Source organism: Acidianus infernus, from assembly GCF_009729545.1.
In the GTDB taxonomy this organism is placed as follows: Archaea; Thermoproteota; Thermoprotei_A; order Sulfolobales; family Sulfolobaceae; genus Acidianus; species Acidianus infernus.
Genome location: NZ_WFIY01000004.1, coordinates 1,745,159 through 1,762,821, shown reverse-complemented (window position 1 = coordinate 1,762,821; position 17,663 = coordinate 1,745,159). Strand labels below are relative to the sequence as shown.

General features: G+C 36.2%; 17 protein-coding genes. 7 read left to right on the top strand and 10 right to left on the bottom strand.

Annotated elements, in window-relative coordinates:
- Window positions 1-20 precede the first annotated feature (20 nt).
- From D1867_RS10145 to D1867_RS10130, 4 genes are read right to left on the bottom strand one after another with little or no spacing between them, the layout of a single operon-like run.
- Window positions 21-599 carry a hypothetical protein gene (locus D1867_RS10145; RefSeq protein ID WP_240872219.1) on the bottom strand — a complete coding sequence of 193 codons (579 nt, stop codon included), beginning with the start codon at window positions 597-599 and terminating at the stop codon, window positions 21-23.
- On the bottom strand, window positions 596-1,135 hold the full coding sequence (locus D1867_RS10140; RefSeq protein WP_155864028.1) for a hypothetical protein: 540 nt from the start codon (window positions 1,133-1,135) through the stop codon (window positions 596-598). Before D1867_RS10140 ends, D1867_RS10145 begins: the two co-directional genes overlap by 4 nt.
- A gap of 36 nt (window positions 1,136-1,171) precedes the next feature.
- Complete coding sequence (locus D1867_RS10135) at window positions 1,172-1,393, bottom strand: hypothetical protein (protein ID WP_240872217.1); 222 nt, start codon at window positions 1,391-1,393, stop codon at window positions 1,172-1,174.
- A complete protein-coding gene (locus D1867_RS10130; RefSeq protein WP_155864026.1) occupies window positions 1,380-2,285 on the bottom strand; it encodes an NAD-dependent epimerase/dehydratase family protein in 906 nt (301 codons plus the stop codon). The genes D1867_RS10135 and D1867_RS10130 overlap by 14 nt, the downstream gene beginning before the upstream one ends.
- Window positions 2,286-2,459: 174 nt before the next feature.
- Between D1867_RS10130 and D1867_RS10125 the strand changes: the two genes are divergently transcribed.
- The 4 genes from D1867_RS10125 to D1867_RS10110 all read left to right on the top strand — a co-directional run bounded on the left by D1867_RS10125 (window position 2,460) and on the right by D1867_RS10110 (window position 9,306).
- Complete coding sequence (locus tag D1867_RS10125; RefSeq protein WP_155864025.1) at window positions 2,460-4,025, top strand: hypothetical protein; 1,566 nt, start codon at window positions 2,460-2,462, stop codon at window positions 4,023-4,025.
- A 101-nt stretch (window positions 4,026-4,126) separates the two neighbouring features.
- On the top strand, window positions 4,127-5,206 hold the full coding sequence (locus D1867_RS10120) for a glucose 1-dehydrogenase (RefSeq protein WP_155864024.1): 1,080 nt from the start codon (window positions 4,127-4,129) through the stop codon (window positions 5,204-5,206).
- A 40-nt stretch (window positions 5,207-5,246) separates the two neighbouring features.
- Window positions 5,247-7,214 (top strand): acetate--CoA ligase, encoded by a 1,968-nt coding sequence (acs, locus tag D1867_RS10115; protein WP_155864023.1) that lies wholly within the window; start codon window positions 5,247-5,249, stop codon window positions 7,212-7,214.
- 202 nt (window positions 7,215-7,416) lie between these two features.
- On the top strand, window positions 7,417-9,306 hold the full coding sequence (locus D1867_RS10110; protein ID WP_155864022.1) for an APC family permease: 1,890 nt from the start codon (window positions 7,417-7,419) through the stop codon (window positions 9,304-9,306).
- Between the two features lie 54 nt (window positions 9,307-9,360).
- On the opposite strand, the gene D1867_RS10105 is transcribed toward D1867_RS10110, so the two are convergent.
- The 3 genes from D1867_RS10105 to D1867_RS10095 are packed head-to-tail and all read right to left on the bottom strand — an operon-like array spanning window position 9,361 to window position 10,611.
- Complete coding sequence (locus D1867_RS10105) at window positions 9,361-10,152, bottom strand: MBL fold metallo-hydrolase (protein WP_155864021.1); 792 nt, start codon at window positions 10,150-10,152, stop codon at window positions 9,361-9,363.
- A gap of 8 nt (window positions 10,153-10,160) precedes the next feature.
- Window positions 10,161-10,310, bottom strand: a complete 150-nt coding sequence (locus D1867_RS10100) for a hypothetical protein (protein ID WP_155864020.1) — start codon at window positions 10,308-10,310, stop codon at window positions 10,161-10,163.
- A complete protein-coding gene (locus tag D1867_RS10095) occupies window positions 10,288-10,611 on the bottom strand; it encodes a ribbon-helix-helix domain-containing protein (protein ID WP_155864019.1) in 324 nt (107 codons plus the stop codon). Before D1867_RS10095 ends, D1867_RS10100 begins: the two co-directional genes overlap by 23 nt.
- Before the next feature lie 115 nt (window positions 10,612-10,726).
- On the opposite strand from D1867_RS10095, the gene D1867_RS10090 reads away from it, so the two are divergent.
- From D1867_RS10090 to D1867_RS10080, 3 genes are read left to right on the top strand one after another with little or no spacing between them, the layout of a single operon-like run.
- Window positions 10,727-12,709, top strand: a complete 1,983-nt coding sequence (locus D1867_RS10090) for an acetate--CoA ligase family protein (protein ID WP_155864018.1) — start codon at window positions 10,727-10,729, stop codon at window positions 12,707-12,709.
- Window positions 12,710-12,726: 17 nt separating this feature from the next.
- Window positions 12,727-12,990: a hypothetical protein gene (locus tag D1867_RS10085; protein ID WP_205737150.1), complete on the top strand. Its 264-nt coding sequence runs from the start codon at window positions 12,727-12,729 to the stop codon at window positions 12,988-12,990.
- The gene (locus D1867_RS10080; RefSeq protein WP_240872216.1) at window positions 12,977-13,447 is read left to right on the top strand and encodes a hypothetical protein; all 471 of its coding nucleotides are present in this window, start codon (window positions 12,977-12,979) and stop codon (window positions 13,445-13,447) included. Before D1867_RS10085 ends, D1867_RS10080 begins: the two co-directional genes overlap by 14 nt.
- Before the next feature lie 190 nt (window positions 13,448-13,637).
- Here D1867_RS10080 and D1867_RS10075 read toward each other — a convergent pair whose 3' ends face one another.
- The 3 genes from D1867_RS10075 to D1867_RS10065 all read right to left on the bottom strand — a co-directional run bounded on the left by D1867_RS10075 (window position 13,638) and on the right by D1867_RS10065 (window position 17,644).
- Window positions 13,638-15,374: a chloride channel protein gene (locus tag D1867_RS10075; protein WP_155864017.1), complete on the bottom strand. Its 1,737-nt coding sequence runs from the start codon at window positions 15,372-15,374 to the stop codon at window positions 13,638-13,640.
- A gap of 231 nt (window positions 15,375-15,605) precedes the next feature.
- Window positions 15,606-16,766, bottom strand: coding sequence for an LUD domain-containing protein (locus tag D1867_RS10070; RefSeq protein ID WP_338078129.1), 1,161 nt, complete (start codon window positions 16,764-16,766; stop codon window positions 15,606-15,608).
- On the bottom strand, window positions 16,760-17,644 hold the full coding sequence (locus tag D1867_RS10065; protein ID WP_420809296.1) for a heterodisulfide reductase-related iron-sulfur binding cluster: 885 nt from the start codon (window positions 17,642-17,644) through the stop codon (window positions 16,760-16,762). Before D1867_RS10065 ends, D1867_RS10070 begins: the two co-directional genes overlap by 7 nt.
- Window positions 17,645-17,663 lie beyond the last annotated feature (19 nt).

Genomic DNA, 17,663 nt, shown 5'->3' with positions numbered 1-17,663 from the left:
GGTAATAAGTTGTACAATTTCTATAAAGGGAACATAACTGATAATGTAAATATAGCCACTCCTATAGTAAGAAGAATTAAGTCGGAAGTTCTAGGTTTTAAATTCCTTTTTCCAGAATAATTTCCAAAAAGTTTTACAGTATAAGCTACATAAAGGTTCTCAGCAACTCTGATCATTTCTACTAAAAGAGGCCTAGAGATTTTAATAGGATTGAAGCCTATCCCTCTTGCCTTTGCGTAAAATGATACCTCTGAGGAGAGTTGAAAGAAATATGGATAATAAGCCAAGGCAATGATTATTGGCACTCCTTTCTCTCCTAATGCATCAAGAACTGTTGACTTATCAACAAGCTCTGAAATTGCAAAATATAGGTTTATGTAAGTTATTGCCCTTACGGTAAATACGTAAAGGTAAGATTTACCAAAATATGATAGTACGAAATAGGAAAATACGGCTATGAGAATTTCTGTTATGAAAATTCCTTTCCTTCTGAATAACATTGCAATAGTAATAGCCATTGCATAAATGCCTAGAGATACATAAGTTGATAAAAATATTAGAACAGAAAAAATTACTGAATATAAAAAAGATGTTTTCAATGTAATACCCCGGATTTTATTAGGAAATTACCTAAGTAGTAAGAGACTACACCCATTATTGCTGACTCTACAAAATATATTCCTGTAAAGGCTAACATAAGATCTAAAGCGAATTGTGACGCTGTTGAAGGTACAAATAGTACTCCGAATACTACGCTGAAGACTCCTACTAGACCACCAGCTAATGTAGTATTTATCATTACAGCCTTAAATGATCTATATCCCACAATTCTTGACACACCTTCCACTACAAGTCCTGCTATTACGAAGGTTGGAACTAGAAATATTAAACCAGATATAGCATAAAGTATTGCGCTAATTATTAAGATGAGGAGCGGTCCGTTCTTTGCGTTTATTGCTTGAATTCCTATTGCTACTATTATTAAGGGAACAGTAAGCGTTACAACTGGATCAGTGAATATGCTAAGAGCATAAGCCGCAGTTCCTAAAGCTAATCCTGCAGCCACTGCGTATGAAGCTACTGAAAACACTATTGCGTAAATTAACTTTCTCTTATCATCTTTAGAGAGTGGCATGTGTAAAAATTTATTCTTAAGTTTAAGAAATTTTCCCTATTTTTCTTGAGCATGGAAAATCATAATATATCCTACGTATGCTAGATAAATGAAAACTAGGAAGATTATTGTAAAATTTATTATTTTTATTATTATTGGAGAAATATCTAATCCTCCAAGTTTTATTCGTAAATTTAAGAAGAAAATTGAAAAAGACACGTATATTACTAAGGCAGAAAGCAAAATTAATCCTATTCCCATTAGCTTATACTTTATCAAGGGCATCCCTCACTGCAAGTCTTACTGCCTGAGCTGAAGAATATTTTGGTAACCAACCAAAAGATTTTATCTTCGATGTGTCAAGTAACATAAACCTAACATCACCTTTCCAACCTCTACCTTCTCCAGCATCAACATAAACATGCTTTGGGGATAATCCCATTTCCTCTTCAACTATTCTAGCTATTTCGTCCACGGTCACCCAATCGTCGTTCCCTATATTAAATGTATCATATAATCCTTTAAAGTACTTAACTATAACGTCAACAGCTGAAAGTAAATCGGTAATGTAAAGGTAGCTTTTACTCTGCTTTCCATTGCCTAAGATTTCTAGTACTTCCTTATTTTTCCTTAATTTTTTTATGAAATCTATAACTACTCCATGAGAAATTCTACCTCCAGTAATATTTGCTAGCCTTAAAGATATACCTCTTATTCCATAATTTCTAGTATAAAACTTCAATATCTCTTCTCCTAGAACTTTAAACAGACCATAATTAGAAATAGGTTTAATTTCATCAAATTCAGTAGTAGGTATTTTTCCCTCACCGTAAACAGTTGAAGAAGAAAAGAATATCACCATTTTAGCGTCATATTTTCTAGCCATTTCCATTACATTCAATGTTACTTTAACGTCGCGTTCGAAGTGTTCATAAATATTTTCCATTGACGTCTTAACGTCTGGATTTGCAGCTAAATGATAGATTATTGCTTCTTTAGGGATTGTAGGGTATGCTATCCTTAAATCCAATTTTATATTCTGAGCTTTTTCGTTAACATAACTTCCAGAAGAGTAATCGTCTATGCTGATTACGTCTTCTCCGTTCTCTATTAGATGGTCAACAAGGTGTCCTCCTATGTATCCTGCCCCTCCTGTAACTACAGATGTCATAACAGAAATTATGTGTATAAATTAAAGAGATTGACTATTTTATGACATAAATGTCCGTCTACATAAATATAATCTTATTAATGGAAAAAATTTATAGTGAAATTATTTCGTTTCAATCATTTTATCCTACTGCGGAAAGCTTATTTTTAATAGTGGAATGTAGGAGTTTGACTCATGAGATTAATTCCAATAGGAATAATAGCATTATTAATTGTCCCAATATTTTTTATGTCAGTAGTGAATTCATCTGCATCAAGTAATAATACCTACTATACTTTAGAGTATAGTAAGTACTCCAGTTGCTTATATATTAGTAAGGGAATTTTATCTATAGAAATATATAAAGTTAGCAATTCTACATATTATGGGAATTTAAGCTGTAATGACAAAGATATATACGTTAATCGTTATACTACAATTTACACTTTAGTAACCGGAAGTGCTGAAACAATAAATGGAAAAATATGTGTTAATTCCTCTGCAAGTGGTAACTTATATGTTAGAACTACTATACCTCAATTAGCTAGAATAATAGTCATTTCTGCTGGTATGGAGGAAATAGTGTGGGCAGGATTTAACGAGACTTATGTTCACACTTATTCCTATATAAATGGATCTGGCGAAGTAGTCTTACAATTCATTAACGGTACTTCAATCTCTAACATCTCAATAGGAATTAAACAAAACTCCTCAGTAATTCAATATATAAATCTCACATTAACTAAGGTTGCTATTTCGAGCGAATCTGAATATAGCTCGTCTTTTATATTACACGTCCAAATGCCAAGAAAATACTCGCCATTAATTGAATGCTTCCTTGTTAATGGCTCTAGTTTCTCGTCTGGTGCTGAAGGCTATACTGTTACCACCGCATACTTCTGTGGTAAATTAATGCCAGCTATAGAATGGAAAGGATTAGGAATAGGAAACTTAAATTTAGGATTGCATGCCCCAATGAGCGGTAGAGTTAACTTCACTACTTTAGAATTTTACGGAATTAATGGAACTACAGTTGGTTATGTTCATTCAGCTTATATAAATGCAGAATATCATGGAATTTTTGATTCCTCCTTTATAGCAGGAGAACTACTCATAGTTCATATAACTAATGCACCTGCGTTGGTAAAGCCTTCTTTAATTTCTGTAATTTATCATCAAGGAGTACCAGTAATTCTAGGCGTATGCGAGAATAACACTGTAGAAACTACAGCTAACGTTATTATACAACACGAGGTTTACATAAACCACGCTAAAGGTCTACTTTTAATGCTGTCCTTAAACTCTTCAGTGTTTTATGTAGGCGTTGTGCATTCTATTATCGTTAATGTAACTATTGTAAAGCCTACTGCAGTGGTAGTAAGTAATGTTACTATACAAGGTAAAAGTTACTTAGCACAGATTGTGAATATTTCCGCCAGCGGATATGTTACTTTTAACGTTAGTAAAGTAAGTAATGAGAACTTCGTAATATTCGAACAAGAGAGCAATGGCTCTTTAGTAGAGTTGAATTCTTGTAACTATTTTGTAGTAAACAACACTATCGTAGTGTTCACTGATCCTGCAAGTACTTACTTAATAGTTTATGGATATACTTCAACTATCTCAACTTCGTCAACAAGTAGCTCTTCATCAACAATAACCTCACCTTCATTTAGCAATACTGAAATTTTAGGAATAGCGATAGTAGTAGTCATTATACTAATTATAGCTGTAATTATGGTAATTGCAAGAAAGAAATAAGGAATTTCTTTACTTTCCTTTTTTATTATTCAAAAGAGATTTTTTGTTCTATATGGTATTTTAGAATTTTCCTTTATTACCCTCCTTTATGAGTATATATTATGAAAGCAATAGTAGTTAAACCTCACCAGGCTGGAATGGAAGTAAAAGATGTAAATATAGAAGAAAAAGTAGGCAAAGGTCAAGTGCTAGTTAAAACTCTCTATACTGGAGTCTGCGGTACTGATAGAGGTATTGTAGGAAACAAATTATCATTCACAAGACCTCAGGAAGGTTGGAGCGAATTAATTCTAGGTCATGAGGCGTTTGGGCAAGTTGAGGAAGTGGGAGAAGGAGTGAAAGAATTGAAAAAAGGGGATTATGTAGTTCCAGTTGTTAGAAGAGGTTGCGGAGTTTGCCTAAATTGTAAAATAGGTAAACAAGACTTTTGTGAGACTGGAAATTTTGTTGAGGCAGGAATAAGAGGTAAAAACGGGTTTATGAGAGAAGAATTTGTTGATGACGAAGTTTATCTAGTAAAAGTTCCTGAAGCAATAAAAGATATAGCTGTACTAACTGAGCCATTATCAAACGTAGTTAAAGCAATAGAGGAAGTGATGTATATACAACAAAGAATGATATGGAATTGTGAAGACGGTGCTTACGATTGCAGGAATGCTTATGTAGTTGGGACTGGTCCGATAGGGACTTTCTTCTCTTTACTTTTAAGAACATACGGCTTTAATGTTTACATGTTAAATAAGAGGGATCCTTCGCCTGCAGAAGAATACGTTTCTACCAGAATTGAGGCAGAATTCGTTAATACTACTAAGGGAGTTGATCATCTTCCTAAGGCAGATATTATTGTCGATACAAGCGGTTTTCCTTCAGCTTTTGTTCCTTTAATGCATAAAATGAACAAGAATTCTATCTTGGTTTTATTTGGTACTCAAACTGGGGATAAAGTGCAAATTGATGCTGATCTTGTAACTTTCATGGTTGAGAATAATATAGCTGTTGTAGGCAGTGTTAACGCAAATAAGTGGCACTTCAAATCTGCGGTGAATTATCTTACCATGTGGAAGGAAAAATACGGAGATTTACTTAATAGGATGATAACTACTGTAGTTCCACCGGAAGATGCGAAGGAAATTCTGGAAAATAAACCTAAAGGTGAGATAAAGTCAGTCATAAAATGGTAATGTTTTTTAAGAAAGTATAAGTATATTTATACGATATAATATGGTTGAAACACAAGAGATTAGCGAACAAAAACTTGAGGAAAAAGCAGATTATAACATGAGATATTATTATTATTTGTTTAAGCTTAGTAAAGAGAATCCTGCAAAATTCTGGGGCGATTTGGCTCAAGAATTAATAACTTGGTTCGAACCTTGGAAGGAAACAATGAAGCAGGAAGATCCTTTAACAAGGTGGTTTATAGGAGGAAAGCTTAATGCGTCTTATAATGCCGTAGATAGACATTTAAATTCACCGAGGAAATTCAAGGCCGCAATAATATGGGAAAGTGAAAGAGGAGAGAGGAGAATAGTAACTTACCAAGACCTCTTTTATGAAGTAAATAGATGGGCTAACGCACTTAGAGAACTAGGAGTAAAGAAAGGAGACAGAGTAACAATCTACATGCCATTAACTCCTGAAGGAATATTTGCGAAGCTAGCTTGTGCAAGGCTTGGTGCAATACATAGCGTAGTTTTTGCAGGCTTCGGTTCTCAAGCTCTTGCTGATAGAATTGATGATGCAAAGTCAAAGGTAGTAATAACTGCAGATGCGTATTATAGGACTGGAAAACTAGTAGAATTAAAGAAGATAGTCGACGAGGCATTAGATAGGTTAGGAGATAAATCTCCAGTATCTAAGGTTCTAGTTTATAGAAGAACTGGAGTAGAAATTCCATTTAAGGAAGGAAGAGACGTGTACTTTGATGAGGTGGGCAAGTATAAGTATATAGAGCCAGAACGTATGGACTCTAACGATCCCCTCTTTATCTTATATACCTCAGGAACTACTGGAAAGCCTAAAGGAATAGTTCACTCCACTGGAGGGTATCTAGTAGGAACTGCAACAATGCTTTTATGGAGTTACGGTCTAAGTCAAGAGAACGATGTATTATTTAATACCTCAGATATAGGTTGGATTGTAGGCCATTCTTACATAACTTATGCCCCGTTAGTTATGGGAAGGACAGTAGTAATATACGAAAGTGCTCCTTACTATCCCTATCCTGATAAGTGGGCAGAGATTATAGAAAGATATAAGGCAACAACATTTGGGACTTCAGCTACAGCTTTGAGAGCTTTCATGAAGTATGGAGATGACTACGTTAAAGCTCACGATCTCTCTTCTTTAAGGATAATAGTAACTAATGGTGAAGTATTGAATTATTCTCCATGGAAGTGGGGATTAGAAGTTGTAGGAGGAGGCAAAGTCTTTATGTCTCACCAATGGTGGCAGACGGAAACTGGAGCACCAAACTTAGGTTATTTGCCTGGTTTAGTTTACATGCCAATGAAATCTGGTCCGGCTTCCGGCTATCCATTACCTGGTAACTTTATAGAAGTTTTAGACGACCAAGGAAATCCGACTAAGCCTAGGGAAAGAGGTTATTTAGTAATGAAACCTCCGTTCCCACCATATATGATGATGGGTATGTGGAATGATCCAGGGAATGAAAGACTTAAGAAAACTTACTTCTCCAAATTCCCTGGAATTTATTACCCAGGAGATTATGCAATGATTGACGAAGATGGCTATGTCTGGGTATTGGGTAGGGCTGATGAGACAATAAAGGTTGCAGCACATAGAATAGGTGCAGGAGAAGTAGAATCCGCAATAACTTCTCATCAAGCAGTAGCAGAGGCTGCAGTTATAGGCCTTCCAGACCCAGTAAAAGGAGAAGAGGTTCATGCATTCATAGTCCTTAAGGAAGGATATACCCCTTCGGATGAGTTGGCTAAAAATATTCAAAATCACGTTAGGGAAGTTATGGGACCTATAGTTACTCCTAAGATTCACTTTGTAGATAAATTACCTAAGACTAGGTCAGGTAAAGTAATGAGGAGGGTGATCAAGGCCGTAATGATGGGATCTCCAATAGGAGATATTTCGACTATGGAAGACGAGGCGTCAATGGAAGAAATAAGGAAAGCTGCAGAGGAATTTAAGAAGGAAATTTCGAAACAGCAATGAGCTTTTTCTTCTTTCATTTTATAAAAGGTTGATAATGTTAACTTAGTTTAAAAATTGTTTATTTTAAGTCTGTCATTTTCGCCATCAATCTATATTTTTAATAAAATATGAATAAAAGTAACTCTTATTTGCATTAACACTGAATATATCTATGTGCGAAATATAGATAAATTTTTAAGAAAGTTCATTTTGAAAGTTTAATATGTCTAGTAGTAAAGTAGGTGGAGCGAAAGATTATGGAACGACTTCAGATAAGCTCTTAAGGAGGAGCTTAAATAAATGGGAATTACTATTTTTATCAGTAGGAGGAGTAATAGGTTCTGGATGGTTATTTGGTGCATTGTATACTGCAGCTTATGCAGGTGGTGCAGGAATACTCTCATGGATAATTGCGGGAGTTTTAGTAATGTTTGTTGGATTAGCGTATGGCGAATTAGGTGCAGCAATACCAAAATCTGGAGGAATTGTAAGATATCCGCACTATACTCATGGTGGAGTTACAGGATATATAATAACATGGGCATACTTCTTATCTGCATCTTCCGTCCCTGCAATAGAAGCGACAGCAACAATTACTTATTTATCTGCACTTGTTCCAGGCTTAATATATCCAAATGGAGTATTAACTCCTCTAGGAATTTTATCCGCGTACATAATATTAATATTATTCTTCCTCCTTCAGTACGCAGGAGTTGGAATACTTGGTAAAGTTACTCATGGAGTAGGCTGGTGGAAATTAATTGTTCCAGTACTTACAGTCATATTTTTAATGGCATTTTATTTCCATCCTGCTAACTTTACAATGGGTGGAGGCTTTTTCCCTAGCGCGTCAATGAACGCCTCAGGGTTTTCTGGCTTTGCACCAGTACTTTATGCAATACCTACTACTGGAGTTATATTCTCGTACCTAGGATTTAGGCAAGCAATAGAATATGGTGGTGAAGGAAAGAATCCTCAGAAAGACATCCCATTTGCTGTAATTGGAGCTTTAGTAATAGGACTAATAATTTATACCTTACTTCAAGTAGCATTTACGGGGGCAATAGATTGGTCTTCTGTAACTGTTCAAGCAGGTAATAAAACAGAACCAGTAACTCCAGGCAATTGGACTGCATTAACGCATTCTAACTTAGTTAGTGGCCCGTATTATGCAATATTTACTACTGCAAATGTTTTTGGTCCTATAGCAACACTATTTGCAGTATGGAGCTATATTCTATTAATCGATGCAGTACTCTCTCCAAGCGGAACTGGTTGGATTTATATAGGAACTGCTGGAAGGACAGTTTACGGCTTTGCTACTAATGGGTATTTACCCGGGCTCTTCTTAAAGATTGGCAGAACGAAGGTTCCAGTTATAGCTTTAATTACTGCAACAATAATTGCAGCTATATTCATGTTACCATTCCCATCTTGGGAATCCTTAGTAGGCTTCATCTCTTCTGCAACAGTCTTTACTTATATAATGGGTGGAATTGGACTAGAGACTTTAAGAAAAACAGCCCCAGACTTAAAGAGGAATTTTAAATTACCTGCGGCGAAAGTAATTGCTCCAATAGCTACATTAGCTTCTGGACTAATAGTATATTGGTCAGGGTTTGCAACACTATTTTATGTAGTAACCGCAATATTCTTAGGTTTTCCTTTATTCTTCGGATATTATGCTGTAAGGTTAGGAGTCCCCAAGAAATTAGCTTATTCATTAGGAATTATAGACTTGGCGGTAATTTTACTAACAGCTTATGACTTTGATTTGGCAACTTCTGGACTTTCTGCGGGTAATACTATTGCTTTAATACTTTATACTCTCATAATGATAGGAGTTTCATTATCGAATGTTGTAGTACTATGGAGCTTCAGCAATGATGATGTAAAGAAAGAGATTAAAGCGAGCTATTGGATTTTCGCATTTATATTTGCAATATTCTTATTATCTTATTTCGGAGCACTAGGATTAGATCCAATAATACCCTTCCCGACTGATGTTATAATAGCTGCTATAGTAGTTTTAATATTCCATTATATAGCAGTAAAATCTGGATTTAGAACGGAAGCTATAGATGAGATACTTGAAGAGACTAGAGAACCATAAAACTTTTTTTCCTCAAATTAAAATTTTTCTTTAGCCGCGGGGCTAGAGTGCCTATTAAGGCTTCTGTGAAAGCCCTTTGTTCCCTACGGCTTTTAACCTAGCTTCTTCTAATCCCTTATAATTAATCTCCAAATGTCTTCTTAGAATTTCTCCTTGAGTACCTCCAAGGTTTATATCTACATGTTGGTTATTCTTTATTTGCTCTAAATGCTCTAAGAGGTGAGATGACGAAGTAAACCCTCCATGAGATAAGCCAATTAATCTAGGTTTCAGTGAAATTTGGAACTCTAGGCTAGAAATATACTTCTCTAAATCTAAGGGCGGAGGAGTAGTAGGGAAAGGAATTCCGTTATATCTTCCTCCTGCAGAATCTCCGGTATAAAGCATATCTCCAATCATTACTGAAATATGATGTCTAGCGTGACCGGGAGTGTAAAATATCTTCATCGTGTTTTTCCCTATCTTTATCTCTTCTCCTCCTTTAACTTCTAGTATATCTCCATTAATCGGTTTAACTTCTCCGTAAATGTCCACCAGTTCTCCTAAAACTTGCCTTGCTGTCTTATTTATCTTATCTGGATTCTCAAGGTATTTCTTGTAACCTTCATAAACTAGTATTTTAGGCTTATAGGTTGAAACTATATCCGGAATTAAACCTATATGATCAATGTGAAGGTGTGTGATTACTAGATAATCAAGTTTATCGAGAAAACTAACGTCCATTATGCTATTTGCAACTCCTCCGTCTATCATTACTACCTTCTCGTCGCATACAATAAAAGAGTAGACTAGCTCTGGAAATTCTATAGGCCCAGAGGGTACTGCATGAATTCCTGTACATGGCATTTGCATCACTATCCTATTTTCCTAATTTTAACGTTACCTTTCTCGTCTTGATGAACGTAAAACTTTACGTTCTTCATCTTCCTATAGCTCCATGAAGGTATAATCTTACCTTCACAAGGCTTTAGCTCTTCAGAATTAACTTCTAATATTATTTCCACCTTCCACAGCTTTATTTTCAACTTCCAATACCTCATAAAGTCTAATTTTATTATCAGAAGTCACTTGGATTGCGTACTTTTCACCCTCATAATCTACAAGGTATAACTTATCCTTCTCTAAGTCTTTCAGATTAAATTGGATCTCGTCATCCCTTACAGTAATTTTGTGTCTCGATATGTATTCCTTTATGGATTCCTCAACTACCTTACTTAACTTACCCTTCTTATAACCGCCAAGGGCAACGAAAGTCCTAAGTTCCCTCTCCACTTCATCTGAGATCTCGATTGTAAGTTTTCCCATATTTACTTATATACTCTTTTACATATTTAAGTATTATTGGCTTTTAACAAGGTTAATTAGAAATCTATAAATGAATATACATAGGAAATTTTAATCTCGGTTCCAAAAGTAATGTATGTCATTAGACCCTCTTTTTAGACCAAAATCGATAGCGGTAGTAGGAGCTTCAAGAAATAGAGAAAAGATAGGTAACATAATTTTAAGGAACTTGCTATCAACTTACAGAGGGAAAATTTATCCAGTAAATAATAAGGCTGAAGAAATAGAAGGAATGAAATCTTATAAAACATTGAAGGAAATTCCCGGAGACGTGGATTTAGCCATCATTTCGGTACCAAGGCAGTTTGCTGTAGAGGTTATGGAAGACGCCGTTGAGAAAGGAGTAAAAGCCTCAATCGTTATAACTTCTGGCTTCAGAGAAGTAGGAGAAGAAGGAGCTAAGCTTGAGGAGGAATTAATTTCTACAGCCAGAAAGGGCGGAATAAGAGTTTTAGGACCAAATACAATGGGTTTAATTTCTCCAGACTTTAACGGTACCTTTGCTTATGCTAATGTTCAAAGGGGAGAAATAGCTTTAGTTGTTCAAAGCGGTGGAATAGGAGCTTACATGCTGGATTGGGCTCAAAGGACAAGAACCGGAATAAGCTTCCTAGTTAGCATGGGCAATCAGGCAGACGTAAAAGAATATGAAGTAATTGATTACTTATCCAGAGATCCAGAAACTAGAGCGATATTTGTTTACCTTGAAGGGGTTTCAGACGGTGAGAAGTTCCTAGACGTAGTACCTGACGCGGCCTCAAGAAAGCCTGTAGTTTTTATAAAAGGAGGGGCTACAGCAAAAGGTGCTGAAGCAGTTAAAACTCACACTGGTAGTTTAGCAGGCTCATATGAAGTATTTAAGGCCGCAATAAAGACTGTCGGAGGAATATTTGTAGAAGACTTAAGTGACTTCCTTAATCTAACAAGGTTTGTAACTTCTCCTGAGCCAATAAAAGGAGATATTCTAGTAGTAACGAACAGCGGGGGTCACGGAGTATTAACTTCTGATGCGATTTCAAGGAGCGGGTTAAATATGGTTGATATACCGGATAGAATAAAGGACGAACTTAGGAAAATACTACCTGTAACTAGTTTGCCAAAGAATCCTTTGGATTTATCAGGTGATGCAGGAAGAGATAGATATGCAGAGGCAATGAAAATAGTGCAAGATCTCGATTGTACAAAACTTGTAATTGTTCAATCTTTACCAGTAGTAAGCTGTAGTGAAGTTGCCAAGGTTTTGTTGAATTATAAAGGTAAAGGAGTAGTAGGAGTAATGATGGGTGTTGATGAGGATTCTGCATTAAGAATCCTAGAGTCTGCATCAATTCCGGCTTTTAATTTTCCAGAGGCCGCAGTTAGAGCAATAAGGTATTTAACCTCAAAGCCTAATCCTAGAAAGAAAATAAGGATTGCACAGCCAATTTCCTCTGCAGTAGAACTTACTAAAGGTAAAGAGTATTTAGCAGACTATGAGGCACTGAAGTTAATGGAAATATACGGAATAAAAACTCCTAAATGGGGTATTGCACAGTCGGAAGAAGAGGCGCAAAGAGTTGCTGACAGTATTGGTTATCCTGTTGTAATGAAGATTTCCGCAGATAAGCCCTTGCATAAGACTGAAATGAAAGGCGTTGTAATGAACGTTGAGAAGGATATGGTAAAGAGCGTGTATAAACAACTTTCACAAATAACTAAGAGGGTTATGATTCAAGAGCAATTAACAGGGTTGGAAGTGTTTGTAGGAGGTTTAAAGGATCCAGTATTTGGTCATACAGTTCTTGTAGGTAGTGGAGGAATTTACGTTGAGGTTTTAAAGAACGTTAGTTACGGAATTTCTCCGGTCTATGAGGACGAGGCTTTAGAAATGCTTAAGGAAAGTAAGGTTCATGATATGTTAACTGCAAGGAAAAGAGGATATGATGAAGGTTCGTTAATAAGGACAATAGTTACTGTATCTAGAATGATAGTAGACCTCAATATCAAGGAAATGGATATTAACCCATTAATTGTTAACGAGAAAGGGGCCTTTGCAGTTGATGTAAGAATTTTATTTTAATAATCTCTCTTTTTATATTGATGTACTCATTAAATTTTACGAGAGAGTGGGATTCTGCCCTTTTCGAGTTTACAAAATCTTTGAAAGAAAGGTTAGGAAATAACCTCGTTATGATCATTGGTTTAGATGAGAACGAGAAAGTTTACGATAGTAATGTTCTTGTTGTTGTTAAGAATAAGACTGACGACGTTATTATGAGTATTGCCGACGTAGCTTTAGATGTTAATTCTAAGTACAACTGTTCAATAAACTTTTACGTAATCCAGAATGGACAAAGTTGATATACTATTAAAGGAAGCAGAAATAGATATAAAAAACGGGTGTTATAATAAAGCCGTTTCAGCTTCATATTTTGCAGTGAGGATGGAAATTGAGAAATTAGCTAGAAAGCTTAGAACAACTATTCCTAAAAGAGATGATAAATTAATTAACATTTTAAAGCATATGGGTAAAGACGAATTAGCAAGGGAATGCTTATATTTATATGAGAGAAGAAAGGACGCAGATTATGGTTATGAAAGCTTAAAAGAAGATCTCGCAATAAAATGCTTAGAACTTTCTAAATATTTAGTTCAGGAAATTACTGACTTCCTCCCCGCCCTGGAAGAGCGAGGGTTCCCTCCCAAGGGGTTCATAGTTCCCACCATTGATTCGGGATTACATCTCTCATCTGGTGGGCAGTCGGGTGGCTCAGAGAACCACCCCCATTGGAAGAGTGAGGGACTTTCATTCATCTAGTCCCTTAGAGAGGAATTCTGGTTGCCCCTCTCACAGTCCCATTGAGCCCTCAGTCGAGCTGGGGAGGAGCGTCATTAACGTCACTAAAAGAAAAAATAGTTTGACAGTTTTAAAAACTTTCTATAAGGGGGCTATCCATCCCCGCCTGCGAGGCTTTCCGCCCCCTTAACCCCCAGTTTTGTAAATTAACTCAATCTTTATGAACCTTCTTAAGCTCTTTTTCATATACATTAAACAGATCTTCCAAAGTTACTACTCCTATTAGTTTACCTTTTTCTACAACTGCAACCCACCTAGATTTTGTTCTCGTTATTATTTCCCATGCATTTTCAATATTAGAGTTTGGAGTAACATAAGGTATTCCTCTTATAGTGTATTCGATAACTTTCCCCTTCTTATTAGCAACGTCTTTATAAAATACTGCTCCTACAAAGTTCCCTTCATTATCAACTACTGGAAGAGAAAAATAACCCTCTTCCTCCATTAGCTTTCTTGCGCTCATTACGTCTTCATTTTCATTTATCCTTAGCTCAGTAAACGGTACTTCACTAATTTTTATGTTCTCCAATATCGGAACCTCGTACTCGCTCCTATGAGCTGGAGACTCTCTCCTAGTCGGGTATTGCGCAGGATATAAAGTATACTTCCCAGAAATTACGTAAGCTAATGCAACAGCTATCATTTCTCCAGGCAATAATTGGAGAGATGAAGTCATTTCAGTTATTATTATCATTACAGATAGTGGAGCCTTTGCGGAAGCGCCGAACATTGTAAGCATTCCTATTACTACAAATGGAGCTATTACTGGGACAACTTTGGGAAACAGATCATGTAATATTAAACCGTAAGATGCACCTATGAATGCGCCTATTTCAAAAGCGGGAGCCTCTATTCCCCCTGAACCACCGCTACCTATAGTAAGCGAGGATGCAAGCATTTTAACTAAACCTACTAAAAGGAGGAAAATACAAGGCAAAGAAGAGAAAGGTATAACGCCGAATTCAAGTAGGTTATCCCATCCATATCCCGTGCCCATTACTTCTGGGAAGATCAGAATTAGTAAGCCTGCTAGAACTCCACCTATTGCGGGCTTTATTTCATCTCTTATTTTCATTTTCTTAAATGCCAACGTAATCGTAGAATAAATTTTTACAAATAATATTGAAAATAACCCTATTATGACTCCTAATAAAGCATAAAATGGCAAACGAAGGGGTGAAAATTGGAAAGGATAAAGTCCAAATATAGGTTGAAAGCCCACATATGAACCGTAAATCGAATAAGCAATTGCTGAGGAAATCATTGAAGGCAAGATAACCTCCGGCTCTAGGTCTCGTCTGTAGAGTATCTCGGCAGATAATAATGCTCCTCCTATAGGTGCTTTGAATATTGCTCCTACTCCAGAGCCTATTCCTACAGCTACTGCTCTTCTCATATCCTCGGGAGTTAGGTCAAAAAGTTGGGCAATAGTTGAGGCCAAAGATCCACCTATTAGCCCCATAGGGCCTAAATCTCCTGCGCTACCTCCAGAGCCTAAAATAATTGTTGACGTAAAAAGCTCTACAAGGGCTACTCTTTTTCTCATTTTACCTTGTAATTTATGATAAACAGTTATTGCAAAATCGACTCCGCCACCTGCGGTCTCTGGAGAGATTCTGTATATGATAATGCCAGCTATCAAGCCTCCGAGTCCAAGTATTGCAGGAATTAGAAAGTTAGGATGAAAAGGAGGTATTCTTAAATTTCCCCCTTCTCCTAGAGGTTTAGGGTAACTTACGTGTAAAATAATATGAATAAAGAGTAATTGAAAAAAATCTAGGAGAATTGTAAAGGCTATAGAAAATAACCCTACAGCAATACCTATTAAAGTTCCTAAGATTATCCATTTCTCGAAATAAGGTAATTTGCCGACGCTAAATTTAACCATACGTTAAATCATTTAATTTAAGTCTAAAAAGTTCACACAAGGTGTGCCATGTTCAATTCTCTCATTCACGTAATTGTAATATTACTATTGATCATATATTCAACATATCTAATATATCTTAGCGTGCTAGAATGACTTCTTCGGTATTCTATTATTAGTGGAATGTATTGTCTAATATTTTAAGTGAAATATTATTAACATGATTGTTATAAAGCATAAGATTGGAAAATATTATTTATAATCTAATTTATCTTTGCCTTGTGAATGTAAACCTAAATTCTTAATATGTTCTAATACTCTTGGAATGTTTATCCGCATAGGACAAACTTCCTTACAGTTGCCCGAATGAGCACAATACATTGCAGGCTTTGTATCGCCCTTGACTATATAAGACCACATTGCACCCATTGGCCCACTATAAGGTGGATCTCCCCAAATATTTCCAATGGCTCTATATATTGGACAATGAAAGTGACATCTTCCACATCTAATGCAAAGTAAAGCTTCTCTTAACACGTTATCTTTATTAGCCTTCACCCTCCCGTTATCCACCAATATTAAGTGAAATTCTTTAGGGCCGTGAGCAGGCCTTACTCTATTGTGTTCTATATCTGCTGTAGAACTAGGCCCAGAAGTTAAATTAACGTATGTTGGCGGATAAAGTCCTGCATAAGCTGACTGAACTAAAGGTTCTATCATTGCATCAGCCAAAGTAGGTAGAATTTTTTCGACACCGGCTATTGCTATATGAATCTGAGGAGCTACAGTTGTGAACCTTATGTTCCCCTCATTTTCAACCAGCAATACTGAGCCAGTATCTGCAGCTATTGCGTTTGCCCCAGTTATTCCTACATCTGCTTTAACAAATTTATCTCTCAAGAATTTCCTCACAACTGCTACCATGTCCTCAACTTTAGAATTCTCATCTACTCCTCCTAGTTTCTCCTTTAAGAGCTTACCTACACTTTCCTTAGTCATGTGAATTGCCGGAGCTATTATATGGGAAGGCGGTTCGTTAGCTTGTTGTATTAAGAATTCTCCTAAGTCAGTTTCCCAAACTTCATTTCCCAAACTTTCCAAGTACTTCCTTATTCCTAATTCATAAGCAACCATTGATTTGCCCATTACAACAATCTTGCCTTTTCCTACAATTTTCCCAACAATTTCTTGAGCTTCTTTCTCGTCGTGAACGTAGTAAGCATTTCCGCCATTGTTCTTAACTGATTGTAAAGTCTCTTCCACATATTTCTCCAGATTGTTTAGAACTTCAAGCTTAGCTTCTCTAAGCCTCTTAGCTAATTCCTCAATGTAAGGATGCTCCCTTAAAACCTTATATACCTTTGGGACAGCGTTATTTATAGCTCTATTTACTGCAATGTCCCAGCTCAAAATATCACCTCAGCAATGTCCATTATTTCTCCTTTAAAGTGAGGCGATAAAGTGACGTAGCATATTGGACAAACTACTAGAAGTCTTTTACTTAGTTTCTCCAAATCCTTAGCCCTATTTTCAGCGATTTTCTCACTGACTTTCAGATCAACGGGTCCTAATGGACCGCCGCAACAAGAGGAAGTATCCTTTCCTGTTATCATCTCATCTTCCACTAGCTTTATTCCTGATTTTTCTATTAGCCCTCTGTATTTTTCCCTTAAACCTAGGAACCTAGAATAAAGGCACGAGTCGTGAATTGTAAATTCTCCTTCAACTTTTTTGGTATAATTTACTAGCTCTAGATAATTTACTATCTCTAAGTCGTGTTTAACAAACTCTTGATACCTAGTCAGAGCGTTGTGAGTGTGAGGATCAACGGTTATTATCTTTTTAACTCCCTTCTCTCTAAAGAGAGATACAATCTTCTTTGCGTATTCTCCAAACTCCTCTAGAAAGCCCATTTCAAGTAATATTGCTCCGCTATAAGGTTCTTCCTCATAAAGGTAGCCAGGTTTTATTCCCGATTTTTCCAAAGCTTCCACGATGTTATTTAAGATTTTGTAAGCTCTATCCAGCTGAGACTTTGAAGGCTTAACTAATCTTGCAAGTGGCATTAGTACTTTAAATGACGAAATTGAGGGAAGAAATTTAAGGAACATTCCTACTGCCGGTTCTATTTGGTACATGCATGAGGTGTAAATAATTGTATCCCCTCCTCTATGTAAATCCTTTGCCCAACCGCTACAAACTTTTTTATCTACTGGAAAAGGCATATAATATCTATTTAGGTTATCTACTAGGATTTTCCCTATTTCAGAAAGGTTATTCACATGATAGATTATGGAAACTCATTAATAA

What these genes read in the sequence shown, in the direction of transcription:
- D1867_RS10140 (WP_155864028.1), bottom strand. Translation starts at nt 1,135, where the DNA reads ATGCCACTCTCTAAAGATGATAAGAGAAAGTTAATTTACGCAATAGTG.
- D1867_RS10130 (WP_155864026.1), bottom strand. Translation starts at nt 2,285, where the DNA reads ATGACATCTGTAGTTACAGGAGGGGCAGGATACATAGGAGGACACCTT.
- D1867_RS10125 (WP_155864025.1), top strand. Translation starts at nt 2,460, where the DNA reads ATGAGATTAATTCCAATAGGAATAATAGCATTATTAATTGTCCCAATA.
- D1867_RS10120 (WP_155864024.1), top strand. Translation starts at nt 4,127, where the DNA reads ATGAAAGCAATAGTAGTTAAACCTCACCAGGCTGGAATGGAAGTAAAA.
- acs (WP_155864023.1), top strand. Translation starts at nt 5,247, where the DNA reads ATGGTTGAAACACAAGAGATTAGCGAACAAAAACTTGAGGAAAAAGCA.
- D1867_RS10110 (WP_155864022.1), top strand. Translation starts at nt 7,417, where the DNA reads ATGTCTAGTAGTAAAGTAGGTGGAGCGAAAGATTATGGAACGACTTCA.
- D1867_RS10105 (WP_155864021.1), bottom strand. Translation starts at nt 10,152, where the DNA reads ATGCCATGTACAGGAATTCATGCAGTACCCTCTGGGCCTATAGAATTT.
- D1867_RS10095 (WP_155864019.1), bottom strand. Translation starts at nt 10,611, where the DNA reads ATGGGAAAACTTACAATCGAGATCTCAGATGAAGTGGAGAGGGAACTT.
- D1867_RS10090 (WP_155864018.1), top strand. Translation starts at nt 10,727, where the DNA reads ATGTCATTAGACCCTCTTTTTAGACCAAAATCGATAGCGGTAGTAGGA.
- D1867_RS10080 (WP_240872216.1), top strand. Translation starts at nt 12,977, where the DNA reads ATGGACAAAGTTGATATACTATTAAAGGAAGCAGAAATAGATATAAAA.
- D1867_RS10075 (WP_155864017.1), bottom strand. Translation starts at nt 15,374, where the DNA reads ATGGTTAAATTTAGCGTCGGCAAATTACCTTATTTCGAGAAATGGATA.